28 protein-coding genes are annotated in these 26,290 nt (G+C 56.6%); 15 read left to right on the top strand and 13 right to left on the bottom strand.

Annotated features, from left to right (window positions below):
• Nucleotides 1-14 precede the first annotated feature (14 nt).
• The 9 genes from paaB to arsB all read left to right on the top strand — a co-directional run bounded on the left by paaB (nt 15) and on the right by arsB (nt 7,630).
• A complete protein-coding gene (paaB, locus tag RA28_RS09160) occupies nt 15-299 on the top strand; it encodes a 1,2-phenylacetyl-CoA epoxidase subunit PaaB (protein WP_039527049.1) in 285 nt (94 codons plus the stop codon).
• Nucleotides 299-1,057: a 1,2-phenylacetyl-CoA epoxidase subunit PaaC gene (gene paaC, locus RA28_RS09155; RefSeq protein ID WP_039527046.1), complete on the top strand. Its 759-nt coding sequence runs from the start codon at nt 299-301 to the stop codon at nt 1,055-1,057. Before paaB ends, paaC begins: the two co-directional genes overlap by 1 nt.
• Nucleotides 1,058-1,062: 5 nt before the next feature.
• Nucleotides 1,063-1,524, top strand: coding sequence for a 1,2-phenylacetyl-CoA epoxidase subunit PaaD (paaD, locus tag RA28_RS09150; RefSeq protein WP_039527782.1), 462 nt, complete (start codon nt 1,063-1,065; stop codon nt 1,522-1,524).
• Between the two features lie 13 nt (nt 1,525-1,537).
• Nucleotides 1,538-2,611, top strand: a complete 1,074-nt coding sequence (locus RA28_RS09145; protein WP_039527043.1) for a 2Fe-2S iron-sulfur cluster-binding protein — start codon at nt 1,538-1,540, stop codon at nt 2,609-2,611.
• Nucleotides 2,612-2,622: 11 nt separating this feature from the next.
• Nucleotides 2,623-3,405 carry a Phenylacetic acid catabolic protein gene (locus RA28_RS09140; protein WP_039527038.1) on the top strand — a complete coding sequence of 261 codons (783 nt, stop codon included), beginning with the start codon at nt 2,623-2,625 and terminating at the stop codon, nt 3,403-3,405.
• A 124-nt stretch (nt 3,406-3,529) separates the two neighbouring features.
• A complete protein-coding gene (locus RA28_RS09135; protein WP_039527036.1) occupies nt 3,530-4,363 on the top strand; it encodes an arsenate reductase/protein-tyrosine-phosphatase family protein in 834 nt (277 codons plus the stop codon).
• Entirely contained in the window at nt 4,360-5,358 is a 999-nt protein-coding gene (locus tag RA28_RS09130; RefSeq protein ID WP_039527032.1) for an ArsJ-associated glyceraldehyde-3-phosphate dehydrogenase, read from the top strand. The genes RA28_RS09135 and RA28_RS09130 overlap by 4 nt, the downstream gene beginning before the upstream one ends.
• On the top strand, nt 5,355-6,620 hold the full coding sequence (arsJ, locus tag RA28_RS09125) for an organoarsenical effux MFS transporter ArsJ (RefSeq protein ID WP_039527029.1): 1,266 nt from the start codon (nt 5,355-5,357) through the stop codon (nt 6,618-6,620). The genes RA28_RS09130 and arsJ overlap by 4 nt, the downstream gene beginning before the upstream one ends.
• Nucleotides 6,617-7,630 carry an ACR3 family arsenite efflux transporter gene (arsB, locus tag RA28_RS09120; protein WP_039527026.1) on the top strand — a complete coding sequence of 338 codons (1,014 nt, stop codon included), beginning with the start codon at nt 6,617-6,619 and terminating at the stop codon, nt 7,628-7,630. Before arsJ ends, arsB begins: the two co-directional genes overlap by 4 nt.
• Nucleotides 7,631-7,733: 103 nt before the next feature.
• Here the strand turns inward: arsB and RA28_RS09115 are convergent, their stop codons facing one another.
• Nucleotides 7,734-8,069, bottom strand: a complete 336-nt coding sequence (locus tag RA28_RS09115) for a hypothetical protein (protein ID WP_152612048.1) — start codon at nt 8,067-8,069, stop codon at nt 7,734-7,736.
• A 147-nt stretch (nt 8,070-8,216) separates the two neighbouring features.
• Here RA28_RS09115 and RA28_RS09110 point away from each other — a divergent pair, with 147 nt between their 5' ends.
• The 4 genes from RA28_RS09110 to nagA are packed head-to-tail and all read left to right on the top strand — an operon-like array spanning nt 8,217 to nt 11,429.
• On the top strand, nt 8,217-9,104 hold the full coding sequence (locus RA28_RS09110; protein ID WP_039527023.1) for a BadF/BadG/BcrA/BcrD ATPase family protein: 888 nt from the start codon (nt 8,217-8,219) through the stop codon (nt 9,102-9,104).
• The gene (locus tag RA28_RS09105) at nt 9,091-9,846 is read left to right on the top strand and encodes a GntR family transcriptional regulator (protein WP_039527019.1); all 756 of its coding nucleotides are present in this window, start codon (nt 9,091-9,093) and stop codon (nt 9,844-9,846) included. Before RA28_RS09110 ends, RA28_RS09105 begins: the two co-directional genes overlap by 14 nt.
• Nucleotides 9,847-9,858: 12 nt before the next feature.
• Nucleotides 9,859-10,296: a hypothetical protein gene (locus RA28_RS22800; protein WP_052261382.1), complete on the top strand. Its 438-nt coding sequence runs from the start codon at nt 9,859-9,861 to the stop codon at nt 10,294-10,296.
• A complete protein-coding gene (nagA, locus tag RA28_RS09095) occupies nt 10,293-11,429 on the top strand; it encodes an N-acetylglucosamine-6-phosphate deacetylase (protein WP_039527015.1) in 1,137 nt (378 codons plus the stop codon). The genes RA28_RS22800 and nagA overlap by 4 nt, the downstream gene beginning before the upstream one ends.
• 88 nt (nt 11,430-11,517) lie before the next feature.
• On the opposite strand, the gene RA28_RS09090 is transcribed toward nagA, so the two are convergent.
• The 4 genes from RA28_RS09090 to RA28_RS09075 form a co-directional block, all read right to left on the bottom strand.
• The gene (locus tag RA28_RS09090; RefSeq protein WP_039527012.1) at nt 11,518-12,366 is read right to left on the bottom strand and encodes an enoyl-CoA hydratase/isomerase family protein; all 849 of its coding nucleotides are present in this window, start codon (nt 12,364-12,366) and stop codon (nt 11,518-11,520) included.
• Nucleotides 12,367-12,453: 87 nt separating this feature from the next.
• Entirely contained in the window at nt 12,454-13,242 is a 789-nt protein-coding gene (locus tag RA28_RS09085) for an SDR family NAD(P)-dependent oxidoreductase (RefSeq protein ID WP_039527009.1), read from the bottom strand.
• A 12-nt stretch (nt 13,243-13,254) separates the two neighbouring features.
• Entirely contained in the window at nt 13,255-14,220 is a 966-nt protein-coding gene (locus tag RA28_RS09080; protein WP_039527006.1) for an LLM class oxidoreductase, read from the bottom strand.
• 13 nt (nt 14,221-14,233) lie between these two features.
• A complete protein-coding gene (locus RA28_RS09075) occupies nt 14,234-15,010 on the bottom strand; it encodes a CmcJ/NvfI family oxidoreductase (RefSeq protein WP_039527003.1) in 777 nt (258 codons plus the stop codon).
• Nucleotides 15,011-15,123: 113 nt separating this feature from the next.
• Here RA28_RS09075 and RA28_RS09070 point away from each other — a divergent pair, with 113 nt between their 5' ends.
• Nucleotides 15,124-16,059: a LysR family transcriptional regulator gene (locus RA28_RS09070; protein WP_039527771.1), complete on the top strand. Its 936-nt coding sequence runs from the start codon at nt 15,124-15,126 to the stop codon at nt 16,057-16,059.
• On the opposite strand, the gene RA28_RS09065 is transcribed toward RA28_RS09070, so the two are convergent.
• The 4 genes from RA28_RS09065 to RA28_RS09050 form a co-directional block, all read right to left on the bottom strand.
• Complete coding sequence (locus RA28_RS09065) at nt 16,056-16,835, bottom strand: IclR family transcriptional regulator (RefSeq protein ID WP_039527001.1); 780 nt, start codon at nt 16,833-16,835, stop codon at nt 16,056-16,058. The genes RA28_RS09070 and RA28_RS09065 overlap by 4 nt on opposite strands.
• Nucleotides 16,836-16,846: 11 nt before the next feature.
• Nucleotides 16,847-18,205, bottom strand: coding sequence for a TRAP transporter large permease (locus RA28_RS09060; RefSeq protein WP_039526998.1), 1,359 nt, complete (start codon nt 18,203-18,205; stop codon nt 16,847-16,849).
• Nucleotides 18,205-18,870 carry a TRAP transporter small permease gene (locus RA28_RS09055; protein WP_039526996.1) on the bottom strand — a complete coding sequence of 222 codons (666 nt, stop codon included), beginning with the start codon at nt 18,868-18,870 and terminating at the stop codon, nt 18,205-18,207. The genes RA28_RS09060 and RA28_RS09055 overlap by 1 nt, the downstream gene beginning before the upstream one ends.
• Before the next feature lie 66 nt (nt 18,871-18,936).
• Nucleotides 18,937-20,175 carry a TRAP transporter substrate-binding protein gene (locus tag RA28_RS09050; protein WP_039526993.1) on the bottom strand — a complete coding sequence of 413 codons (1,239 nt, stop codon included), beginning with the start codon at nt 20,173-20,175 and terminating at the stop codon, nt 18,937-18,939.
• A gap of 109 nt (nt 20,176-20,284) precedes the next feature.
• Here RA28_RS09050 and RA28_RS09045 point away from each other — a divergent pair, with 109 nt between their 5' ends.
• The gene (locus RA28_RS09045) at nt 20,285-21,880 is read left to right on the top strand and encodes a GMC family oxidoreductase (RefSeq protein ID WP_039526989.1); all 1,596 of its coding nucleotides are present in this window, start codon (nt 20,285-20,287) and stop codon (nt 21,878-21,880) included.
• A gap of 144 nt (nt 21,881-22,024) precedes the next feature.
• On the opposite strand, the gene RA28_RS09040 is transcribed toward RA28_RS09045, so the two are convergent.
• From RA28_RS09040 to RA28_RS09025, 4 genes are all read right to left on the bottom strand, one after another.
• Nucleotides 22,025-22,672 (bottom strand): DUF1826 domain-containing protein, encoded by a 648-nt coding sequence (locus RA28_RS09040; protein ID WP_039526986.1) that lies wholly within the window; start codon nt 22,670-22,672, stop codon nt 22,025-22,027.
• Nucleotides 22,669-23,880, bottom strand: a complete 1,212-nt coding sequence (locus tag RA28_RS09035) for a GTP-binding protein (protein WP_039526983.1) — start codon at nt 23,878-23,880, stop codon at nt 22,669-22,671. Before RA28_RS09035 ends, RA28_RS09040 begins: the two co-directional genes overlap by 4 nt.
• Nucleotides 23,881-24,115: 235 nt before the next feature.
• Entirely contained in the window at nt 24,116-24,616 is a 501-nt protein-coding gene (locus RA28_RS09030) for a GNAT family N-acetyltransferase (protein ID WP_039526980.1), read from the bottom strand.
• Nucleotides 24,617-24,770: 154 nt separating this feature from the next.
• Nucleotides 24,771-26,288: an ABC transporter permease gene (locus tag RA28_RS09025; RefSeq protein WP_039526978.1), complete on the bottom strand. Its 1,518-nt coding sequence runs from the start codon at nt 26,286-26,288 to the stop codon at nt 24,771-24,773.
• Nucleotides 26,289-26,290: the final 2 nt, after the last annotated feature.

Genomic DNA, 26,290 nt, shown 5'->3' with positions numbered 1-26,290 from the left:
AGGGAGGAAACCAAATGAAAAACGAGTGGCCCCTTTGGGAAGTTTTCATCCGAGGCCAGCATGGAATGAGCCATCGTCACGTGGGCTCGCTGCATGCTCCCGACGCAGAGATGGCAATCAAGAATGCACGCGACGTTTACACGCGCCGCAACGAGGGCGTTTCGATCTGGGTGGTCGAGGCAAACAACATTTCCGCGTCTTCACCCAGCGACAAAGGCCCGCTGTATGAGCCGAGCGAAAGCAAGGTCTATCGTCACCCGACCTTTTTCGACATTCCAGATGACGTGGGGGCCATGTGATGACAAGCGACGAGGCGTTTAAGCAGTTCCTGCTCAGAATGGGCGACAACACCCTGATCCTTGGGCACCGCGTCAGCGAATGGTGTGGGCATGCGCCGGTTCTGGAAGAAGATATTGCGCTGGCCAATACAGCGTTGGACCTGATCGGCCAAACCCAGATGTGGCTTGCCCTCGCTGGTGAGGTCGATGGCGGCAAGTCCGCCGATGATCTGGCCTACCTCCGTGACGCCTGGGATTTCCGCAACGTGTTGCTGGTCGAGGTTCCAAACGGAGACTTTGGCCGCACGATTATGCGACAGTTTCTGTTTGATGCGTGGCATTCGATCATGTTGGGGCGGTTGATCAAATCGTCGGATGATCGCGTCGCCGCAATTGCCGCGAAAGCGAGCAAGGAAGTGGCTTATCACCTCGAACGGTCAAGCGATACAGTTGTCGGATTGGGCGACGGGACCGACGAAAGCCATGCCCGGATGCAGGCGGCATTGGATTACCTTTGGCCGTACGTCGGAGAGATGTTTGCTTGTGACGCGGTGGACGAACAGATGGCGGCGGCTGCTATCGCGCCCGACCCGGCAGATTTGCGCGACGAATATGACGCCTTGGTTGGCAAGGTTCTGACCGAGGCGACGCTGACGATCCCGGACAACCGTTTTGCCCATAAAGGCGGACGCGACGGACGGATGCACACCGAGCATTTGGGGCATCTGCTGACTCAGATGCAATGGCTGCAACGCGCGTACCCGGGGGCCAGTTGGTAGGTGACATGGTGCGCGCTTCTACCGATCAGATCTGGAGTTGGCTGGACGCGGTGCCCGATCCGGAAATTCCGGTGATTTCAGTGGTTGATCTGGGCATTGTACGCGACGTGCGCTGGGATGCCGAGACGCTGAAAGTGACGGTGACGCCAACCTATTCCGGCTGCCCTGCAACCTCTGTCATCAGTATGGATATTGAAACCGCGCTGCGGGATCGCGGGATTGATGATGTTCGGATCGAAACCAGTATCGCGCCAGCGTGGACGACCGACTGGCTCAGCGAAAAAGGACGCGCCCGGCTTGAAGAATTCGGGATCGCACCTCCCCAACCGGCGGGCGGCCCCGACCGGTGCCCGCATTGCGGAAGCGGAGCAGTCGAAAAGGTGAGCCAGTTCGGTTCCACCCCGTGCAAGGCCCATTGGCGCTGCACCGACTGTCTGGAACCTTTCGACTATTTCAAATGCATCTGAAGAGGAGCACCGGATGGCACGTTTTCACGACCTGAAGGTTACAGACATTCACAAAACCATCCGTGACGCGGTGGTTGTGACGCTGGAGCCGGTCAACGGCGCAGCAGATGCGTTCGATTTTATCGCCGGTCAATACCTGACCTTTCGCAAGGAATTCGATGGGGAAGAGTTGCGCCGATCCTACTCGATCTGCGCAGGAAAGGATGATGGTGTGCTGCAGGTCGGGATCAAACGCGTCGAAGGCGGTGCCTTTTCCGGGTGGGCGAACACTGAACTTGCGGTCGGGGACGTTGTGCAGGCGATGCCCCCGATGGGCAGTTTCCATGCGCCGATTGAGGGCGCAGCCGAAAAGCGGTATCTGGGTTTTGCAGGAGGGTCGGGAATTACGCCGGTTTTGTCGATCCTCAAGACGACGCTGGCGCGTGAACCGCAATGCCGCTTTACGCTTATTTACGCCAACAAGGCCGTAAACACGATTATGTTTCGTGAGGAATTGGAAGACCTCAAGAACCTTTATATGGATCGCTTGAACGTGATCCATATCCTCGAAACGGATAGTCAGGATATCGACCTTTTCACCGGATTGGTCACGCAGGAAAAATGCGCGGAGTTGTTCGAGCGATGGGTCGATATCAACAGTGTCGACACCGCGTTCATATGCGGGCCCGAGCCGATGATGCTGGGCATTGCCGCCGCCCTGCGTGATCACGGGCTGGAAGAGCGCCAGATAAAGTTCGAACTCTTTGCCAGCGCCCAGCCCGGTCGCGCGCGGCGGAAAGCAAATTCAGCAAAGCCGGGCACGCAAAAGAACCAGACCAACGCGTCGATTACTCTGGATGGGGCGACACAATCGCTGACGATCCCCAAAGACGTCTCAATTCTTGATGCCGCATTGGAAAACGCCATGGACGCCCCTTTTGCCTGTAAAGCAGGTGTGTGTTCGACATGCCGCTGCCGGGTGCTGGAGGGCGAGGTCGAGATGCTCGCCAACCATGCGCTCGAGGATTACGAGGTCGAAAAGGGCTATGTCCTGAGTTGTCAGGCGTATCCCCTTTCAGACCGCGTGATCGTGGATTACGATCAGTAGAGGGTGATGGAATGAGCGAAACTATGACTCTCGACAGCTATCTGGCCGCAGGCGGTGTGCTGACCAACCCCTATAACGTTCCGCCGCGCTATCGTGCGGAGTTGATGAAGCTGATGGCCACCTTCGTGGACAGTGAATTGGCCGGGGCTGCGGGATTTGCTGACATCATAAACCTTGGGCCGGGGATCAAGGAACGGATTGCGGCCGCCAAAATCGTTTTGGAAAAAACAGACGATGCCTATCGTGTTCTGAGCATCATGGGAGAGTTCGGTGCAGATACCGAACGGTACGCCAACCACCATCCTTGGACCGCGCGGTTAGCGCGGGATGCGGATATCGGCGCGTCCCGATCCGAGCATGATATGCGCCTTGCGGTATTCAACTATCCCTTTGTCGGCTGGACAGATGCTGTGATCATGAACCTTTTGATGAGCCAAGCGGTTGTCGAACAACTGGCTGAATATTCGACGATATCCTATCAACCCTTGGCCGAAGCCTTTCGGACCATCGCGCCTGTCGAGGCGCATCACGGTGAGTTGGCATTGGAAGGCGCGGTGAAGCTGATTGAAAATGGCGATGCGGACCAAGTTCAGCGTTCGATCAATTATTGGTGGCCGCGGGTGGCCGTGTCTTTTGGCGGCGACGATCCGAGAAGGTTCGAGCTCCTGAAATCTCTCGGTCTTCGCCGTACCGAAAACCGGGTCCTGAGAGATCGGTGGCGCAAGACGGCAATGACGACGCTGGAAAGACTTGGGTTCAAACACCCCGACGAGGGCGTGTGCGTGAACCTCTGACGACGTTGGTCCCAGCGGCCCATGCGCGGGCTGTCTCTGCGGTTGTCGGTTGCGATTAGTTTCCTGGGAAAATTGACCGGGAACGCGATTGACGGATGCTTATTAATTCCATAATCCATGAAATATGGAAAATACGGTATCGAATCAACTCGCCACACTTGGTCACCCGCAACGTCTTTCGGTCTTTAGAATGCTCATGCGTCGCATTCCTGACCGTGTGGCGGCTGGCGACCTGGCTGACGCGCTCGACATCAAGCCCAGCACTTTGTCCAACTATCTCAACGCGTTGCAGCGGTCCGGCCTTGTTGTTCAAGAGCGGTCGGGCACATCGCTGCTTTATTCTGTCGAGTTGAAAAACGTGCAGCAAATGCTGGGATTTTTGCTGAACGATTGTTGCCGTGGTCGTCCTGATATCTGCATGCCCCAGGAGCAAGGAAAAGACAAAATGACAGATCGGAAGTTCAATGTACTGTTCATCTGTGTCGGTAATTCAGCGCGTTCCATTTTTGCCGAGTCCTTGCTGCGGGACATCGCCGGCGATCGGTTCAACGTCTATTCGGCAGGTACGCAGCCCTATTCGGAACTGAACCCATTCGCCCTGCAGGTTTTGAAAGACAAGGGGCATGACACCGATCTGCTGCGGTCCAAAAACGTTGCCGAGTTTTCCGGTCCCGAAGCGCCGGAATTGGATTTCGTGTTTACCGTCTGCAACAAGGCCGCGAACGAAGAATGCCCCGCTTGGGACGGTCAACCGATCAGCGGCCACTGGGGGATGGAAGACCCGGTCAAAGCAGAAGGAACGGATGCCGAAAAGAGTCTGGCTTTCCAAAATGCCTATGGCGCGCTCAAGCGTCGGATTCAGGCCTTCACGTCATTGCCAGTGGAAAGCCTGGACCGGATCGCTTTGCAATCCGCCGTTGATGACATCGGTCGGGAAAACTTTGAGGATGCGAAATGACCACCTACGCTGTTAACGGCCTGGGCCGCATGGGAAAACTGGCCCTGAAGCCGTTGCTGGAAAAAGGCGTGGACATCGCCTGGATCAATGATGGGGTAGGTGACCCCGAGATGCATGCCCACTTGCTGGAATTTGACACTGTGCATGGGCGTTGGGACGCTGATTTCCAGCATGGCCCGGACAGCGTTACGGTGGACGGGACGCGCCTGCCGTTCATCGGCACTAAGGACCTGAACGCCCTTCCACTGGAGGGTGTGGATGTCGTGATCGACTGTACAGGTGTGTTCAAGACCGAGGCTAAGCTGGCCCCTTACTTTGAGGCCGGTGTCAAAAAAGTTGTCGTTTCGGCCCCGGTCAAGGACGGTCCGACCGCGAACATCGTGATCGGCGTCAATGAACACGCCTACGATCCCGCGACGCACAACATCGTGACGGCGGCATCGTGCACGACGAACTGTCTGGCACCTGTTGTCAAAGTCCTCCACGAAAACCTGGGTATTCGCCACGGTTCAATGACGACGATCCATGACGTCACCAACACGCAGACGATCGTCGATCGACCGGCCAAAGACTTGCGCCGCGCCCGTTCGGCGTTGAACTCGCTGATCCCGACAACCACTGGTTCTGCAACGGCAATAACGCTGATCTATCCGGAATTGACAGGGCGTTTGAACGGCCATGCGGTTCGCGTTCCCCTGTTGAATGCTTCACTGACCGATTGCGTTTTTGAGGTCGAGCGTGAAACGACGGTCGATGAGGTTAACGCGCTATTCAAAACTGCTGCGGACGGCGACCTAAAAGGGATACTGGGCTACGAAACCCGCCCGTTGGTATCGACCGATTACACCAATGATCCACGGTCTTCGATCGTTGATGCGCCATCGACAATGGTGGTGAACGGAACACAGATCAAAATCTACGCTTGGTACGACAATGAAATGGGATACGCGCATCGTCTTGTCGACGTCGCGCTGATGGTCGGGGCCTCGTTGTGAGCGGAAAGCCCGACGGTCTGTCCGCCTATATCGCCGTAACGGCGGCTTATTGGGCCTTTATGCTGACGGACGGGGCGCTCAGGATGTTGGTGTTGCTGCACTTTCATACTCTGGGCTTTTCGCCGGTGCAGTTGGCCTATCTGTTTGTTCTTTACGAAATTGCCGGGATGGCAACCAATCTGACCGCAGGTTGGATCGCCGCGCGGTTCGGATTGACGTCGACACTATATGCCGGGCTCGGGCTGCAGGTTGTTGCGCTGCTGGCACTGACACAACTCGACCCGAATTGGGCGATCGGCGTATCCGTCGCCTTCGTGATGATCGTGCAAGGGGCCAGCGGCGTCGCCAAAGACTTGGCCAAAATGTCCTCGAAATCGGCCGTTAAACTGTTGGCCCCGACCGAAGGTGGCGGGCTGTTTCGCTGGGTTGCCGTTCTGACCGGGTCCAAGAACGCAGTCAAAGGCCTTGGCTTTCTTCTGGGTGCTGGCCTATTGGCGACGCTGGGATTTGTCTGGGCCGTTCTGCTGATGGCGATCGTCCTGGCCGCGATCCTTGCAGCCGTCATTGTGTTTATGCCGCCGGGTTTGCCAAAAGGGCGCAAGGGCGCGAAGTTTTCCGAGGTGTTTTCCAAGTCCGCCAATGTCAACTGGCTGTCGGCGGCGCGGGTCTTCCTGTTCGGCGCTCGGGACGTTTGGTTTGTCGTCGGCATACCAATCTATTTTTACGCGGTTCTGTCGGACGGCACCGAGGAGAGCAACCGCGCGGCTTTCTTTTTGATCGGCAGCTTCATGGCCGTCTGGATCATACTTTACGGGGCTATTCAGGCCAGCGCGCCCAAAGTCCTGCGCGCCGCGGAGCGCAGCGAAAGTGACCTGATCCGCGCAGCCCGCAGTTGGGCAGTGGCATTGCTCTGTGTGCCGGCTGCGCTGACGTTCGCGGCGCTGTTGTCCAATGGTCCCCAGACGTGGCTGACAGTCACTTTGGTTCTGGGTTTATTGGTGTTTGGTGCGATCTTCGCGATCAATTCATCGCTGCATTCCTACCTGATCCTTGCCTTTACCAAATCCGAGCGCGTGACAATGGATGTCGGCTTTTACTACATGGCCAACGCGGCGGGACGTCTTCTGGGCACCGTATTGTCTGGCCTGACCTATCAAGTCGGTGGTCTTCCAATGGTTCTTGGCACTGCCGCCATCATGGTCGCGCTTGCTGCGCTGACGTCGGGCAAGCTGTCCGACCAAACACATGAGGCATATTCGTGAGCATCTTCGAACGCTACCTGACCGTCTGGATTGCGCTGGCCATGATCGGCGGCATATTGATCGGGCTTGCCGCGCCGGGGCTGGTCGGACTTGTTGCATCGGCCGAGATCGCAAGTGTCAATCTGGTGGTCGCTGTTCTGATCTGGGCGATGGTCTACCCCATGATGGTGAGTGTGGATTTCGGCGCGGTGGCCGGCGTGGCGCGTCAACCCAAGGGTTTGATTGTTACGCTCGTCGTGAATTGGTTGATCAAACCGTTCACAATGGCGCTACTGGCGGTGTTGTTCTTCGATTATGTTTTTGCGCCTTGGATTCAGCCCGAAGACGCTGCGCAATACACCGCAGGTCTGATCCTTTTGGGTGCAGCCCCTTGTACCGCCATGGTCTTCGTCTGGTCGCAACTGACCAATGGCGACGCGACCTACACTCTGGTGCAGGTGTCCGTGAACGACCTGATCATGGTTGTGGCCTTTGCCCCTATCGTGGCTTTCCTGCTGGGCGTCACAGAAATCTCGGTGCCGTGGCAGACATTGGTTTTGGCAACAGTACTGTACGTGGTGTTGCCACTGATTGCAGGATTGATCACGCGCCGGTGGTTGGGGTCGCAAGGCGCGATTGATGCATTCTCGGCGCGGGTTAAACCGTGGTCTGTCATGGGTTTGATCGCGACCGTCGTAATCCTGTTTGGACTTCAAGGCGAAACGATCATTGCAAAACCACTGGTCATTGTGCTGATTGCGGTGCCAATAATAATCCAGAGTTACAGCATCTTTGCGCTGGCCTATGGGGCGGCATGGGCCATGAATGTGCCCCACCGTATCGCAGCGCCCTGCGCAATGATCGGCACATCCAATTTCTTTGAGTTGGCGGTAGCCGTGGCGATCAGCCTGTTCGGGTTGCACTCGGGGGCTGCTTTGGCAACGGTCGTTGGCGTTCTGGTCGAAGTTCCCGTGATGTTGTCTTTGGTGGCATTTGCAAACCGAACGCGCACACGCTTTCAATCCGCATAGCCCGAGGGCACAAGGAATATAGCTGTAGGATCAACGCAGACGTCGGCCCGAGCGCGCAGCTTATCGTTGTCTGCCCGCAGGTTCATCATCATGCCATGCCTTCTTACACGTCGCCCGGCATTTCCGCCGTCGTGGGTAGCCCGCCTGCCATATGGATGCGAGTTTTCGCGCTTGGGATCGAGAACGTCCAATCAAGCTCGACCGCGTTTGCAGAAGCCATGAGGCCAGACGATCCCGCTGCCAGGTAACGTAGCACGCCAACGGACCGTATCGTGTTCGCCATAGATGTCGCTCCGGCGCAAATCTCATTGAGTGCGCCCATCGGGGCAGTGGACGCAGCTGCCCGAGCCTGCGCCAAAAGCTCGGCGATCTCGACCAGCGGTTTGGTGTCGAGCCCGTACGCGTCTTGATGCAGTTGTTCCGTAATTGGTGTGGACACGTGATTCTCCCCCAAAGCTACTAAATACATACCTTTTAGATACCATTAGCCTTCAATTTATTTTTTTCGTCAATTTGTGCCATTTGTAGGTATTGCGCTCATATTTGGGACTTTAAACTGTTTAAAAGGTATTATAATGGTATCTATATGGCTCGATCAACGGAACCACTTGTCTTGGCTGTCGACGGAGGCGGAACACGCTGCCGGCTCGCTGTGCGCGGCAAAGATGTGGGACATAAAGTCGAGGTCGGCGCGGCGAATGTGTCCACCGATTTCGAGGCCGCTCTTGAACAATTGTTGCGCGGTCTTGAGGTCTTGGCTTCTGACACCGGCCTCTCGGTGACAGAACTGACCCGTGCTCCGGCGTATTTGGGGCTTGCAGGCATAACCGGCAGGACGATTGCAGAAAGGCTTGCAGCGGCCTTGCCGTTCGAAAGCGTACGTATCGAAGATGATCGGGCGGCTGCCTTGCGCGGCGCTTTGGGTCCGCAGGATGGGATGGTTGCGCATTGCGGTACCGGTTCATTTGTCGCAAGCCAGAAGTCCGGTGCGAACCGCTTCGCCGGAGGATGGGGGTCTGTTCTGGGCGATCAAGCGTCCGCGCAATGGGTTGGACGGTGTGTTCTGTCCAAAGTGCTGGACAGTGTTGACGGCGTAGCTGCGCCTTCGCAATTGTCCGAATACCTTTTGTCCAGGTGGGGTGGGGCGGCTGAAATCGTTCGAGCCGCCGCAGAAATGACGCCGGCCCAGTTTGGCGAACTGGCGCCATTGGTAACGGAGCACGCTGAGCGCGACGATGCCATGGCCGTCGCGATCATGCGCGAAGGCGCAGACTATCTCGCGGATCGGATGACCAAACTGGGATGGGTTGCGGGATTGCCGATTTGCCTGACGGGCGGGATCGGTCCGCTTTATGCCAAATACCTGCCAAGTGTACTGCAAGGCGACTTGATGCAGCCAGTCGGTGATCCGCTGTCCGGTGCGCTTGCGCTTGCGCGCGCGTTTCAAAAGGAGATCGAGCATGAACATAACTGATTTCCTGAAACCTGAAGGTTGGCTGGGGCAAACGTCTGGCCCCCGCTACGTTCAGCTGCGCCAACGGCTCGAGAAAGGGATTGAGGAAGGAATTCTTCTGCCCAACAGCTCGCTGCCGCCGGAACGGGAAATCGCGGAATTGACCGACCTGTCGCGGGTCACGGTGCGCAAAGCAATTCAGGAACTGGTTCGGGAAGGGACGATCGAGCAACGGCAAGGGTCTGGTTCCTTTGTCCGTGAACCGGTCACAAGGGTCGAACAATCGCTATCCCACCTGACGTCCTTTACAGAAGACATGGAGCGGCGCGGCCTCAAAACCACTTCCACGTGGTTGGAGCGTGGCATATTTCTTCCCTCGCCGGAAGAAATGATGGCGCTGGGTTTGTCGGCGAACGAGCAGGTTGCTCGCGTCCATCGCCTACGCGCGGCTGGCGGTCGTCCTATGGCATTGGAGCGCGCAGCTTTACCCTTGGACATCTTGCCCAACCCAACCGAAGTCTCGGGCTCACTCTACGCCGTCCTTCAACGATCGGGTTGTCGGCCGGTCCGGGCAATTCAACAGATATCTGCGATCAACCTTGAGGCGCCCGAGGCTGAACTTCTGGATGTCGCGGAAGGCACCGCTGGTCTTCGTATTCAGCGGACCTCTTACCTTGAAAGTGGTCGCGTCGCCGAGCTGACCCGCTCAATTTACCACGGTGAAGCCTATGACTTTGTGGCTGAACTGCGCCTGTTGAACTGAAAGCCTGGGGACATGTCCGAGAAAATTACGCAAATGCGAAGGGAAATCAACGCGATACCCGACGCTGTAGAGCGCCTTTTGACTAAAGGGGCGGATCTTGTTGAACCGACCAACTCTCTCACATCCGGGGGTGTTTATTCCTTTGCTGCCACGAACAACCCCGCCTTGGTGTTGGCTGAGACGGCGAAGGTAACACGCCCGATCCACGCCGAAAGCTATGCGGCCGCCGAAGTTGCGGACGCGCTTTCGGCGAAGGGGGCTCAAGTCTTTGCAACCTTCAGCCACGTCAAAAGGGCTTCGGTGTTGCCGCATGTCCGGACCGCGCATTGGATGACAGACCCGATCCCGACAATTGCTGCCTTTGACGGAATGGTCGAAAAAGTCGCTACGCAACGCGGGATCAATCCTGACATGCCCCGTCACCTGAAAAAAGTGACCGGGACGGTATGAGCGGATCATCGATAACCTTTGCAGGCGGCCCGATCTTCGACGGAACCGAGTTGCATTTGGCACACGCCGCGCGCTTCAGAAATGACCAACTGGATGCCATTGTTCCGGACACCGAGATACCGGCAGGCGATCGGGTCGAAGACTTATCAGGCGATATTCTAAGCCCCGGTTACGTTGACCTGCAGGTGAATGGTGGCGGGGGCGTGATGTTCAATGACGATCCGTCCGTTGAAGCGCTGACACAGATCGCTTCTGCTCATCGAACCCTCGGCGCAACCCGCATTTTGCCGACCCTTATCACAGACACTCCAAAAAAAACGCGAGCCGCGATTGAGGCAGCGGTTGAGGCCGTCCGTCTCGGATTGCGCGGGATCGCAGGTCTGCATTTGGAAGGGCCGCATCTGTCGGAACGCAGAAAGGGTGCGCACGACGCATCCTTGATCCGACCGATGTTGCAAGAAGATCTGGACGCGATGGTTGAGGCCGCCACGCGTTTGCCCGCTTTGATGGTCACACTTGCGCCGGAAAGTACAACGCTGGCGCAAGTTGAGGCGTTGACGCAGGCTGGGGTGATCGTCTCGTTAGGCCACACCGACGCATCATTTGAAACCTGCCTGCAGTTTGCAAATGCTGGCGCACGTTGCGCCACACATCTGTTCAATGCCATGAGCCAGCTTGGCAGTCGCGAACCGGGACTTGTCGGTGCGGCACTGGCTTGCGGAACGATGTCCGCCGGGTTGATAGCGGATGCTGTTCATGTGCATCCAGCAACGCTGCGTGCTGCATGGGACGCCAAGAAAGGCCCCGGGCAGATTTTCCTTGTTAGCGACGCAATGGCGGTGGCGGGAACGGCCATGACCGAGTTTGAACTGGAAGGTCGTGCCACACACCGAAAAAACAATCGGCTGACGCTGGAGGACGGGACCTTGGCCAGTGCAGACCTGGATTTGACCATGGCCGTAAAGGTCATGACCGAGCAGGCGGGTATCCCGCTGCCAAAGGCGCTGGCGGCGGCAACCAGCGTTCCCGCTTCGCTGATTTCCGACGAACACGAGACCCAACCGCAGATGCTTTGGCAAACAATACGAATCTCACCGGACCTTTCCAAAGCCAGGCCGTTGCAGTTGATCTAGGACTGCTGCAATCCGACAAGGCGCTGTGTCCGCAAAAACTGCTGGCCACGTTTGCAAAAACATGGCCAGCGCGTCTTTGGAAATGGACCTAGTTGGTGATTTCCTGGACTTTCATGACCAGTTCGTTCCAGTTGCGCTGGTTCTCCAGATCATGCTCCAGCCCTTGTTCGTCCGCGATTGTAAATCGCTTGATCGCCGGTGTTTTGCTGGTCGCCTGATACAGCCAATAGGCTTCGGCCTTGAGCGCGTCGCCTATTGGTTTGTCGATTGATTCATAAACCATTTGTTTACAAGCATTTATGGAGTCTGCGGGGAATTGCGCGATCCGAGCTGCCAATGCGTCGACGTATGGGCCGATTTCGTCCTGATCCAATGCCTTGTTGATTGTCCCCATGCGTTCAGCATCATCGGCATCATAGTCTTGCGCGCTCAGGATGATCTCCAAGGCCCGCCCAAGACCGGTTTGGCGTGCCATGCGAGATGCGCCACCGCCACAGGGCAGGATGCCCATTCCGACCTCCATCTGCATGAACTTGAACTTGCCTCGTGCGGCAAAGCGCATGTCCAGAGCCAGGGCCAACTCGTGCCCGCCACCGCGCGCAAATCCTTCCAATTTGGCGATGGTTGCCTGCGGAACTTTGCTGATACGTTCACAAACGGATTGCAGGTCCAGCAGTTGAGCGTCTTCGCGGCTGACTGCTTCAGTTGACATGTCTTTGAGCAATTCGGTGTCGTAGTGGCAGACCCAGATTTCCGGGTTTGCGGATTGAAAAATCACCACCTTTGTTTCTCGATCCCGTTCCAGCCGCATTGCAAGGCTGTTCAGGTCCGCCAGCATTTCCTGACCCTGGACGTTCACTGACCCGAAATCAAAAGTAACAGTTGCGATGGCGCCGTCGACTTCCACGTCAAACGTCTGAAAGTTTTCATATTTCATTGGACATTCCTTTATTGGCCCTCGACACGACCAGTGCGAGGGTGGTTGGTAATTTGCGTTTGGTTTGCGCGGGGATACGCCGTGCGGTTAGCGGATTTGGCTGGTGATTTCCTTAACGGAGGCCATGACTTCGGCCGAATGCCCCGGGTCTGAGGCCGCGGAATGCGGGTCTGCGAACGCGCCGCTGTCATTGTCAAAGTATGCGCCCGAAGCATTCGAGAAGCTGTCGCCCAGCGCTGCGTTGACCAGAATATCGGCCCCGATGTTCAGGTCGTTTCCTGCAACGCCAAAGCCGTCCTGCACCATTTTGGATGCCAGCAAAGAGCCGGGGTTCACCGCGATCATTGCAGGTCCATCTGGTAGCGCCTTTGCCCATTCCCGGGTCCAGATGGTGATTGCCAACTTGCTTTGGGCATAGGCTTCCATGTCGGACAGGCGCGTTTTGCCGTGCATCGCATTCAGGTTCACCGGCGCTTGAGCGGCAGATGACAGGTTAACAACTCGGCCATTGGCCGGAATGATCGGCAGCAACAGGTGCGTCAGCAGGTATGGCGCGAAGGTATTGACGACAAATCGAATGTCGAACCCGCTTTCAAGCGTCGGCTGCGGAGCTTTGAGTACCCCCGCATTATTGATCAACACATCTAACCTGTCGTGTTTGGCGCGGATGTCGTCAGCAAGCGATTTGACAGCAGCCAAGTCGGACAGGTCAGCTGCATAAACCTCGACCGTACCGCCGATCTCCTGTGCGGTCGCATCCAGTTTGGCCGGATTGCGTCCATGCAGCAGCACATGATGCCCTGCCGCTGCAAGCTTTTTTGCCGCAAGCAGCCCGATGCCGTCAGTGGACCCGGTGACAAGAATGGTTTTGGTCATTTGTTGGCTCCTTCAGGAAAACTCAGGCAGCACATCGTCTGCCAGTCGGTTGAGCGCGGTGTCGATGGGGGACTGGTTAAAACGCAGATTGAGCGCGACGTGGTTGACACCCAGCGTCTCGATCTCGCGCAGGTAGCGGCACAGAAACCGAGTGCCGGATTGAAAACCCAAATGAATTGGCCGAGCAGGCGCATCTGGCTCATCAAGAAGATCGACATAAAGCGATTGCATAACCGGCTTGTCCGGCTGACCAAGTCGTTGAAGCCGGTTGCGATAGTCGGCGATAACGCGACCTTGCGAGGCGGCGTCCCGCGGATAGGTCATCCAGCCATCCCCATTCTGGGCCACCCAATCCGGCGATTGTTGACTTCCACCCGTAACAAGCATCGGTAGGCGTGAGCCGGTGGGTTTTGGAAGCATGTCGATGTCGCCGGAAAGACGGCCCTGATCGCTGTCATGTTTGGGATATGGGGCTTCGACGGCGCGGATATAGCCAAAGCTGTCGCGGAACCGTGCGCCGCGGTCGGGATAGTCCTGATGCATCGCAGGATACTCTTCGGGTCGGTCGCCGGACGCGACGCCCAAAAGAAGCCGTCCTTCGGAAAGCACATCCGCCGTTGCCGCCGCCTTGGCGACATGTGCCGGGTGGCGCAAAGGCAGGATGATACTTGCAGTTCCCAATGCAATGCGATCCGTTTTGCTTGCAAGCGCGCCGAGGTAAACGAAAGGGTCAAAAATCTGGCCGGCATCGCCAAAGCTCGGGACGTTGAAGGGAACATCCCGCAGCCAGAGTGCGGAAAACCCCAAACGTTCGGCCCGTTGCGCTGCTTCCAGGTGACCTTTCATGTTGGGTTCGGACCCGACTGAATAAGCCTCCAAAGGCAACACCAGCCCAAGGCTCAACCGACCGGGGCGGAAGACTGAATTGTAAGCCAGATTGATCGGCGCGAATGCCGGGCGCTGGTTTTCATCCAACATGGCAACTCCTCGTTCAGTAGCGCACCAACGTGCGGCTCTCGATGCTTTTTCGTTTCGTTGTAACAGAAGGATCCTCGACCATGTCGAGCGCGCTGTGCGCGATCGAAGGCAGGCCTCGGTTGTCGTAGATGTTGAACACAGCAATTTCATCAGGGGTCATTTTGGACAGGAAAAGCCACTCGTGGTTCTTATTGCCCACAAGTCCCATTATCTGGCCCTTGCGATCTGGATAGATCAGGTCGAGCAAAATCCAGTCGTCGGGATCAACGCTCGACGGACGCACAAAACCAAGGGGCGCGCTGTTGATTGGGTTTTCGACGGGCCGCCAGACATTGATGAATGCGTAGTGCCCATTTTCCCAATCTGCGGCTTCTTCACGCCCCAGAAGATCGATCAGGCGTTGTTTGGCGCCATCCTCACTGTAATCACTGTGGACGTTGCGCGCAGGTTTCCGTGTTGCGTCGGGATCATCGACCCGAACCGTATGATCAAAAATCACAACGTCGCGGGCCTGAAGGTGTGCTTTTAGGTACTCGGTCAGTTCTCTGTTGTATTCCTCTTTCCAGTCGGTTTCGGAGAAATGCGCGACGGAACTTGGGAGGCGGGAAAATTCGACGGAATCCTCGTTGAATCGGATCGGTCCGGTGGACGTGCGCATATCGGTCAGCTGCACCTGTGTAGCGGCGAGTTCAGGCGATACAAGATTGCCTGCAATTCCGCCCGCATCCAGTTCGAATGCCTGTCGCCACTCTTTATGGACGTGGTAATTCACTGTTGCTGTGCGTTGCATTGACGCCCCCTGTGTGATCGCCGCTTTCCTTTGATAGGAGATATGGCTTAAGCTGTTTCGCGAATAAACCGGCCAACTTTGTATTCAGAATTCGGAAAACGCACATAATGAGCATTGATACCGGGGGATTACGGCTTTTTGTTCTGGCGGCTGAAATGTTGAATATCAGCGCGGCCGGACGCCGATTGGGAATGGCACCTGCCGTTGCGAGCGCGAAACTCGCGAAACTCGAACACAAACTGGGCGCTGAACTTTTGCACCGCACCACGCGCAAGGTCTCTCTGTCCGTGGAAGGACAGGAGTTTCTGCCTTTTGCGCGCGAGATGATTGCACAGGAAGAAGCGGCCCTGGCTGCTTTGGGGAAAGGATCGGCAAGGATCAGTGGAACGCTGCGCTTTGCGGCGCCCAGCACGTTTGCGCAACTTTACATCGTGCCGCTACTGCCGAAGTTTCTGGATCAATACCCCGATCTCACGTTGGATCTGCGGTTGTCGGATGTGCAGTTTGACCTGATCGAGGGCAGCTATGATCTTGCACTGAGAAACGCACCCTTGCTGGATACCAGCCTCAAGGGGCGCAAGCTGGCGGATGACAGGCGGATTCTCTGCGCATCTCCGGACTACCTTGAGGCGCATGGCCATCCGGAAACGCCAGCCGATTTGAACCACCATCGCCTGATTGCATTTAGGAGCGTTCGGGCGCGGCCATTGAAGAACGCGCAAGGCGATGTCTCGACTTTCGATCCTGGCTCGGGCAGATGCCCGCTGATCATCGATGACGGAACAAGCCAGAAATTGGCGACTCTGGCTGGAGCGGGTATTTCGCTCAATGCGCTGTGGAGTGTTTCTGCTGAACTTAGCTCTGGAAAACTTGAACAGGTTCTGCCCGAATATGAAGGTGCAGAGGACAATGTGCTGTGGCTGATCTACCCAAAGTCCAATGTGCTTTCACCCAAGGTTCGCGTTTTCATGGATTTTCTGATTGCCGAGATTGGCATGGCCCCGCCGTGGCAAAGGGTTGTCGACGGAACGGTCGCTAAAAACCGCTAGGAGGCGAGCAAGCCCGACAATTTACGTGCGCCGTCCTGCAAAACCACGAGGAATTGTGTCAAGCTTGCCAAATCATGACGTTGTGTAGGCGCGTGGACGGACAATGTTGCCACCAGCCTGTTGTTTTCGTCGGAAACGGGAACCGCAACAGCGGCCATTCCCTGCATGAATTCTTCGTCGTCGGTCGAATAGCCGTTGAGCTCTATATGCTTGATTTCACTGCGCAAGGCGTCGGCATCTGTAATCGTCTTATTTGTATTCGCGTTCAGCTTGCGTGCGGAAAGAAACCCTTCCAGCGTGTGTTGCCGCAATGTGGACAGGTACATCTTTCCACTCGCCGTGCAATGAAACGGAACCTGAGTCCCGATTGGGAGTTGTATCCGCAGCGGCCATTTCGTCTCAACCCGATCCAGATAGATCATCCCCTCGCGGTCAGGAATCGCGAGGTTGCAGGTTTCTCCGATTTCGTCTGCAACGCTTCGCAGGATTGCAAGACGGGCCGTCCTCAGGTGCTCGGAAGATACGGTATCTACCGAGAGACGGCGCAGTCTGGGGCCCGGTCCAAATGATCGGCCATCAAGATCCCTCTGCAGGAACCCTTCGGTTTCTGCTGTTTGCAACAAGCGATGGATAGTCGGTTTGGCCAGACCCAGAGCATCGATCAAATCCGCAGGTTTTACCGCAACCCCGCGCTTGGCCACCTCTTCGAGGATAAGCAACAAGCGCAGGTTGGTCGGTATCTGGGTTTCTTTCTCTGGTGCGTCCGTGTCGGCCATCCCACTACATTCTAGTTGTTCGGCAAGAGGATCAAGGCCAGATCGGGCACCAGAGATACCAGTATCCAGACGGACAGCAGCGCGGCCAGATATGGAACCGTATAACGCAACAGTCTGAAATACGGCACCCCGGTTACGCCTGAGGCGACGTACAGGTTTAGGCCATAGGGAGGCGTAATGAAGCCAATCGAAGCGCCGACCAGGAAGATGACCGAGAAATGGATGGGGTCAACGCCGACCGAAGCGGCGATTGGCGCAAGGATTGGCGCAAGAATGATCGTCACGGGCAGGCTTTCCAGTACCATACCCGAGAAGAAAACGATCACCATCGACGTGAACAGAACCGCATAATACCCGCCCATCGACGTCACAAAGTCTCCGATCGTTTGCTGGGCACCCAGCAGCGACAGGATTTGCTGCATAACAACCGAAATTGCAATCAGCGGGGCAAGGATGCCGGTGATCTGGGCAGACCGGATTACGATCGAAGGAATTTCGGGGATCGTGAACCCTTCGACGACAAACATCTCGGCAAAGCTCTTTTCCGTTGGAGGGATGTCATTTCGCGCACCCATGATCCGGTTGATCGGATAGCTGACCAGCCCTGCGATGACACAGAAACCCACTGTTACGCCTGCCGCCTCTGTCGGGGAAAACTTGCCTGTATAAATGCCCCACAAAACCAGGCCAATCGCAAAAAATCCGAGCCAGGCACCAAACGCCGTTTTGAGAACCCGGTTCAGTTGCAGCGGGATCAGATACCCCCAGCCATTGATCCGGCAGATGACCCAGCAGGCAGCCTGCATACCAAAAACCATCAAAGCGCCCGGTAGGATACCTGCCACAAACAGCTCGGAGATGGGCAGGTTCATCAGGAAGCCGTACACAATGAAGATAATCGACGGCGGGATAATGATCCCAACTGTGCCGCCGGCAGCGGCAGTGGCTGCGCTGAAGCGTTCATCGTATCCGCCTTTTACCATCTCGGGGTGCAACATCGATCCGATGGTTGCTGTTGTTGCCGAGTTCGACCCGGAGATTGCGGCAAACAAACCGCACGCCCCTAACGAGGCCATAGCAAGGCCGCCGCGTATCCAACCCAAACAGGCGTAGGCAAAGTCACTCAGGCGTCTTGCAATGCCCGACTTGTTGATCAGGTCACCGGTCAGAATGAACAGGGGCATGGCCAACAGTGCAAAGCCCTTGTTGAACACGTTCAGCAGTTCGGCGCCCATATTGTCCAGCGTCAGTCCCAGCACGAAGGAACAGCCGATGACCCAGTAGCCGATGACCAGCAGGACCGGCACACCCAGCATGAACAAGAACGTCACACCCAATGAAATCAAAGTTACCCAGGTTCCGTCAGTCATCAGTCTGCCCCAATCACGGCCTGCTTGATCAGCGGCTCGCCTGTTTTCCAGTTGTGCAGATCATCTGCGAGGTTTTGAAACACGCGTCCAACCATCAGGAAGAACGACAGAGGTGCAGCCAAGAGGAACCACCATTGCATGATGTTGTCGGTCCCCAGAACGATCTGGAAATTCGATGCCGACAGCGCGACAAGGCGTGTTGTGGTCACGATGACGATCACGGCGAATATGAACCACAAGATCGCATCCAGTATCAGGCAGGCCAGTTGTCCCCCGCGTGGCATGGAAGTCCGGAATTCGCTAAAGCTCAGATGGGTCCGCAGCCGTACGTTGTAGGAGGCTCCGAACCAGGCCATTACCATGAACAGCAACGGCGGAATGGTTGTGGACCAAGGCTCCTGATCGTTGAACACAAACCGATCAATGACGCCCCAGAAAATGATCAAGGCGATCGCGAGGTAGGAGTATACCATTATTGATCGTTCCAGATGGCGTTCAACAAACGGCACGTTTCGGTAGATCACCATTACCAGAAGGCCGCCCAATGCGGCGACGACCACGCCAACGATCCATGCTGCATCGGATTGCAGCGCATTCTGGATCTCGAATGAATCCTGGCTGAGTAGGGCGCTGAAAATCGCGCCGATGTCTGCCCAAAATGACATATACCCCGTCCTCCCAGTCGGTGCTTGGTGGAACCGGCCCAAGTTGGGCCGGTTCGTCTTGTTTGTTTAGGCAGAGCCCATCCACCAGCGGCGGGGTTCCACGTTCTCGGGAAGGGTATCCGCAGGAATCTCGCGCGCGATGTCGTAGATTTCCTGATAGGTGTCGATGCCACCGGCCCATTTGTTCAGACGCTCGCGCCACTGCGCCCAAGGCTCGGGGTTGTAGTTCGGAGCACACATCTCTTCGGCCAGTTTGATTTGGTCATCCGGAAGGAACGCCGCACGCACGCCGTTTTCAGCGAAGATCGTGTTGGGCAGCTGCGGGTCCGAGAAGCCAACGGTGTTCAACAGAGCGGCTTCGTTCGCTCCTTGGATCAGCGCCTGCGTGAAGTAGGACGATTCCATAACGGCATCCTGCAACTCGCCCCCCAGACCGTCGAAGACTTTGGCTGACATGGAAGTGTGTTCGGTTCCGCAGAAGAACTTCAGGTTGACCGACTGCGAAACAACGGGTGCCATGTTGGCGTAAGCCACAGCAGATGCCCAGGTTTCCGCGCCGTCGATCAGGCCGGTTTTGAGTGCATCAAGGGTCTCTTCCCACGCAACCGGAACCGGGTTCAGGTTCAACAGCTGCATCGCAATCCGACCCAATTGAGTGCCCGTGACGCGGTTTTTGGTTCCAAACAGCTCTTCCAGCTTTGTGACCGTCGGCTTGTCGGCAAAGGTTGCACCCATCTGCAGGCCGCGTAGTTCGCAATGCGTAAAGAGGAATTTCAATCCGTGACGCTTTTCAAGCGGCTCGCGCAGAATGCGCTGGCTCGCCGGGCTGTAGAAGAAATGGTACTGCGCCGCGCGGCTTGGGAACATGTAGGCATAGTCCAACACGTTCAGATATGGGGCACCACCTGCGGAGTTCTGAGTTGATGCAGCATAGATGTCGACGATTCCCTGCTGAGTCTTTTCAACGCAGCTCAATTGCCCGCAAATCTGGTTGTCGCCGATGAACTCGATGCGAATCTCGCCATCCGTACGTTCTTCCAGATCGCGCGCAAACTCGATCGCGCCAGCGCGTTCAATCAGCAGGTTACGTGTATTGAAGCCGGACGCGCCAAATTTCAACGTGTGCTTTGGCTCTTTCGAGAATCGTTTTTCATATGTTGATTCAGCAGCTTGCGCCAGGTTGGCCAGGCTCATTGCACCACCAAAGCCACCCGCGGCCAGCAAGGTCGAGCTCATCCCGTAGCGTCCCGCTACGCGAAAAAAATCTCGCCGTGAAATTCCGCTTAGTTTCCGACCGATCTCCATTGCTTTCCTCCCGTATCGCAAATAATGAGACGTTTTGTATCAAAAAATGCTAGTATAGTTCTGGCAATTTGCATAGAGTTTTTTTCAAGAACGTTGGGAGGAGACGATTATGGAGGTGGATTATGCAGTCGTTGGGGCGGGTTCGTCGGGCTGTGTCATTGCAAATCGTCTGAGTGCGGACCCCGGAACATCTGTCGCTTTGCTGGAAGCTGGCGGACCCGACACGAACCCCTGGATTCACATCCCTGTTGGATATTTCAAGACAATGCATAACCCGTCGGTCGATTGGTGCTATCGCACCGAACCTGATCCTGGACTGAATGGGCGTTCGATCGATTGGCCGCGCGGCAAAGTCTTGGGCGGCTCGTCCTCTCTGAACGGGCTTTTGTATGTCCGGGGGCAGAAAGAAGACTATGACCGTTGGCGTCAGATGGGCAATGTCGGCTGGGGTTGGGACGACGTGTTGCCGCTGTTTCGCCGCAGCGAGGACCAGGAACGCGGCGAGGACGAATTTCACGGAACGGGCGGGCCATTATCCGTATCAAATATGCGCATCCAGCGACCCATCTGCGATGCCTGGGTCGCGGCGGCGCAGACGGCGGGGTATGCATTCAACCCGGATTACAATGGGGCTGACCAGGAAGGGGTGGGCTACTTTCAGCTGACCACTAGGAATGGTCGACGGTGCAGCGCTGCGGTCGCATATCTAAAGCCGATCCGAGGCCGTCAAAACCTGAACATCATCACACATGCGCAAGTCACCAAGGTTGAACTGGATGGCAAACGGGCGACGGGCGTGGTCTATCGAACCCGGTCGGGCGAAACCAAAACCCTGAAGGTACGCCGCGAAGTCATCTTGTCCGGCGGCGCAATAAATTCGCCGCAAATCTTGATGTTGTCCGGGATTGGCGATCCCGACCATCTCAAAGCCAATGGTGTAGAGCCTGTTCATGCTTTAGCCAGCGTTGGCAAAGGGTTGCAGGATCACCTGCAGGCGCGTCTGGTTTACAAATGCAATGAACCAACTTTGAACGATGAGGTGCGAAGCCTGTTCAATCAGGCGAAAATTGCCCTGAAATATGCGCTGTTCCGCGCGGGTCCAATGACAATGGCCGCGAGTCTTGCGACGGGTTTTCTAAAAACCCGCCCCGAAGTTGATACACCGGACATTCAGTTTCATGTGCAGCCTTGGTCTGCCGACAGTCCCGGGGAAGGGGTGCACCCGTTCTCGGCGTTCACCATGTCCGTCTGTCAGCTGAGACCAGAGAGTCGCGGAGAGTTGCGCTTGGATGGTCCCGACCCCTCAAGTTATGTCAAAATTGTTCCGAATTACCTGTCAACCGAGGCGGATTGCAGAACCATTGTCGATGGCGTGAAAATTGCCCGGGGTATCGCCCGCCACAATCCGCTTGCGTCCAAGATATCCGAGGAGTTTCGACCAAAATCCGATCTGGAATTCGATGACTACGAGGGTACTTTGGATTGGGTAAGGTCCAACTCGGTTTCGATCTATCACCCGACCGGAACCTGCGCGATGGGAACCTCGGAGAACGCTGTTGTCGATCCTGAATTAAAGGTGCACGGGATAGAAGGTTTGCGCGTCGCTGATTGTTCCATCATGCCAGAGATCGTGAGCGGGAATACAAATGCCCCTGCGATCATGATCGGTGAAAAAGCCAGTGATTTGCTGCGCGGTACATCGTGACGACCAGTTCAAGACTGGCGCTTGAGCTTTGAACCATCCGGCACGGATAGACGTCCTGTTGAGGGCGTACGCCGAGTTACAGTTCTGATCGTTGAGGCACAGGATGCAGCGGGCCTTGTGGTTCCGCTGCGCTCCATTGTCGGATCAGTGAGCGAACAGGTGATCTGGTTCGTTCTCTGGGTTCTCAATTGGATCGAGAACAAGCAGCAACCGGGTTTCACCACTGCCTTCAATTGGCGGCGAACGGTGCAACAAGCCCGAATCCGGCTGCGTAGGCCACAGCGTTCCGCGCAACAGAACTGGCATCCCTGTTGCGACCGTAGTGATGTGATCCGGGTCGGCCCCTTCGAGTGAAAAGCCATATTGCGTGCCGGTCCCGCGATAGGTGCAGACGAGCCGCGCCGTAACGGCGTCGATGTGAAATCTGCGGCAGGCGTTCGTCTCCACCACATCCAATCGCAGACGCAGCCATTTGGCGTTCATGAGACCCGCAAACCTGTTTGACAGAGCTGCCACATCCTCAATGAAACGATCGCGTTCAGCGCAGTTCGGTGTGCCGGACGTCTCGCAGATCTGGACCAACGCCTTGTGCACGGCGTCGGGGCGCAATATCGACCGCGCTTTTGGTAACCTGTCTTTGGCAAGGGTATCGAGCCATTGCTCGACACCTTGCGGCGGGTTGCGTTGCCAGATCGCCGCGGCGCAATCGGGGTTGCGGAGCGACGAAAGCCCTTCCGGGGTGTTTGCGATACGCACGGCTGCGTCCTTCGAGGCATCCCGTACAAGGTTCATGCCGCGGCCTCCGCACGTCGCCATACCGGGAATGGGTCCGGCAGATCGGGCAGGTTTTCCGGTCGGTCAGCAACAACGGCGGGCAGCAAAGCTGCATCCAACCGAGCCTTCAGCGCGGGCCAGTCTATGCCGCTGCCAATGAACACGATCTCCTGCCGCCGGTCACCCCAGGGTTCTTGCCAATGTGCCTGAATATAAGCGCGGGCGCTTTCGTGGTCCGGGCGTCTTTCTTCCGGCACGGTCGCCCACCATGTTCCCAACGGTTGGACCGACGACAGCGACCCTGCGAGAGAAAACTCAGCAACCCAATCGGGACGCGTCGCAATCCAGAAATGACCCTTGGCGCGGATCACGCCGGGCAATTCACCGTTCAGGACGGCAAGAACCTTTTCGGGCACGAAGGGCTGACGCGCGCGGTAAACATAGCTTGTGACGCCGTATTCTTCGGTTTCGGGCACGTGGTCGGCAAAACCGTACAGCTCCTTCGCCCACATGGGGTGTTCGTGCGCTTTTTCAAAATCAAACAAACCGGTGTCCAAAATCTCGTCCGCGGCAACGTCAGAGTGGTTTGTTGCAATGATCCGAGCATCGGCGTTCAGGCTGCGAATAATCTTGCGTGCAGCGTCCACGCGATCCGGCCCGGCGTCATCGACCTTGTTCAGGATCACCACGTCCGCAAATTCGATTTGATCGGTGAGCAGGTGCACAAGCGTGCGTTCATCTTCCTCGCCCAGTGTCTCTCCTCGGTCGCTCAGAAAGTCATGGCTTGAGTAATCTTCCAGCAGGTTTACCGCATCAACGACAGTGACCATCGTGTCGAGCCGCGAAACATCTGACAGGCTTTCCCCGTCCGTGTCGCGGAAATCGAAGGTTGCGGCGACCGGCAGCGGCTCGGAAATACCTGTTGATTCAATAAGAAGGTAATCGAACCGACCTTCACCCGCCAGGCGCCGCACCTCATCCAGAAGATCGTCCCGAAGCGTGCAGCAGATGCAACCGTTCGACATTTCGACCAGGGTTTCGTCAGTCCGCGACAACTCGGTATCGGCCCGTACAAGATCGGCGTCGATGTTCACCTCGGACATGTCATTGACGATCACGGCGACCCGGCGACCGTCGCGATTGTTTAATACGCGGTTCAGCAGCGTTGTCTTACCTGCACCGAGAAAGCCGGACAGGACGGTAACGGGAAGGCGGGTATCTGTCATCGCGATGGATTCCTACTGTGATTGTTTTGAGTTGCCTTGTGCGCCAGGCAGCTGAGGCCTTATCAAGTTCGAATTCTCGGCGTATTTGTTATGATATTACATTACCGGCGGCAAGTGGATTTTACCGTTGCCAAGAGATTGCGCGCGACAGTCAATTGAACTGCCTGCCGGGAAACGTCGGCAGTTGTATTTCAGAAGTGGTGACAATACTCAGGTGGTGGGTAAAGATTCTTGGTCAAACCTTAGAAGTTCGATTGATTTTCATCGGACGTATCTGACCCCAGGGTGTCATCCGGATTTTCCCGAATTCTCGAAACCCGGCTTTCCTGTAAGCAGCAATTGCCCGTGCATTGTCCGGATGAGGGTCGGTTGCCACAACCGGAGCACCTTCTGCAAACAGCACTTGCAAGCGCTCTGAGATGAAGGCAGGTCCGTGACCGCGCCCCAACATGTCAGGGTCTCCGATAAACTGGTCTATGCCGCGAGAGCCTGCAGGCAGATCGTAGAAGTGATGGTCATTCCATCCGTGAACGGTGTAGTCCTGCATGTACGCAAAAGCGCGCCCCTCGATCGAGACGATCCAGCGTTCGACCCGTTGATCGGCCAACTCGATGTCTGTGCTTGGCTCGTTTGAATCCCACCATTCGCGAACATGAGGGCGCGATTGCCAATCTGCCAGGATCTCAAGGTCTGCCGAAGATACCTTTTTGAATGAATACCGATGGGAATCCGTCATCCCGACTGGTTATCACATCCCTGGATGACGGTTAAAGCGATGGGCGCGTTTACGGTGCGCTGCATGTCTTGGGGGTATAAAACAGTAGCCGCCGAGAGCGGTTCAAAGGAGCTCCCCCAATCAGCAATTGTGCGGGGGAGCGAGAACCTTCAGCTTACCGTTTTCCGGCTACTATTCGATCAAGGATCAGGGCGCAGAACAGAATTGCAAGACCCGCCAGAATCCCCTGTCCGGCCGCCGCGTATTGCAGCGCCTCCAACACGTCTTCGCCCAGACCTTTTGCCCCGATCAGGGAAGCGACCACAACCATCGCCAGCGACATAAGGATTGTCTGGTTTACTCCGGCCATGATGGTTTTGTGCGCTAGCGGCAGATCCACGCGCCACAATAGGTAACGCGGTGTCGCCCCGAAGGCGAGCGCCGCCTCTCGAACGGTTTCAGGGACCTGCTGCAATCCAAGGACGGTGAAACGGATCACCGGTGGACTGCCGAAGATCATCGTAGCAACGACGCCCGCTGGTTTGCCCGATCCAATGAATGCCACCACCGGGATCAGATAGACGAAGGACGGCATGGACTGCATGAAGTCCAGTATCGGTCGAACGATCGCAAAGGCGCGGGGTCGACGCGCGCAATAGATGCCCAACGGAATGCCCAACGTGATCGAAATCAAAGCGGCGGCACCCAGCAGCGCAATGGTGGTCATCGCCTTTTCCCAGAAGTCCAGAAGGCCAAGATACGCCAGCGCCGCGCCAGTAAAGATCGCGACACGGGGACCGGCGGACAAATAGGCCAGCATGATGATCACCAACGCGACGACCGGCCACGGGGTGTCAACCAAAACCACCTCGATCCAGTCAAGCAGTGTGCGCATTCCATAGGTCAGCCCGTCAAAGAACCCTCGACCAGCTGTCTTGGTCCATTCGAAGACGGCTTGCACCCCATCGCCCACGTTCAGTCGCCAGTCCCGATTTGTCGGAAAGGTCTTGAGGATGGCAACGGCGTCAGGCTGCGCGAATTTGATCGCCGAGAGCACGACAACGACGACGGTCAGCACCGAGGCCACGATCATACGCGGCATGGACCATCCGTTGGCCACTGTGGAGTCCGATCTCCATCTGGCGAATTGTCCCTCCAATGTCCAATTGGCGAGCGACGCGGCGATCAACTTGACGAACAGCAAAAGAATGACACCCGCAGCCAGATAGGCAGCACCGGTAGAGTCCGCATTCTGAGCAGCTTGCTGAGCGCCCGCCAATGCACCCTCCAGCGACTCTGCTGCCCGCTTCAGCGAGTCCAACGAAGCCGCTCCAGATTGCTCTGCCGCTTCAATCTGTTGCCGGCGAAGCTCCAGCGTCTGCTCGATCTGTTCAGCCCGTTCGCGAAACTCGCGCCCCAGATCGCCAAACAACCCCAGCCCGATCTGGATGTAGGCCAGTGTTTCAAGGACCAGAAAAGTCAGGAACCATGACCAGAGGCCACGCGCGCCAAACCATATTGGCCCAAGAAGCGCGGCCGCCTTATTCAGGGTGAACCGATAGCCTGGTGCCTGCATCATGTAGGAGAAGGTTTTTTGGTAATATTCCTGACCTTGCCCAACGAACTCGCCAATCAAGCCGTTCAAACGGTCGGCGGTTTCGGGTTTGACCTGCTGCATATCAACGTGTTTCATCA

The organism is Ruegeria sp. ANG-S4, assembly GCF_000814005.1.
Taxonomy (GTDB): domain Bacteria; phylum Pseudomonadota; class Alphaproteobacteria; order Rhodobacterales; family Rhodobacteraceae; genus Ruegeria.
This window is presented reverse-complemented; position numbering and strand designations above follow the sequence as displayed.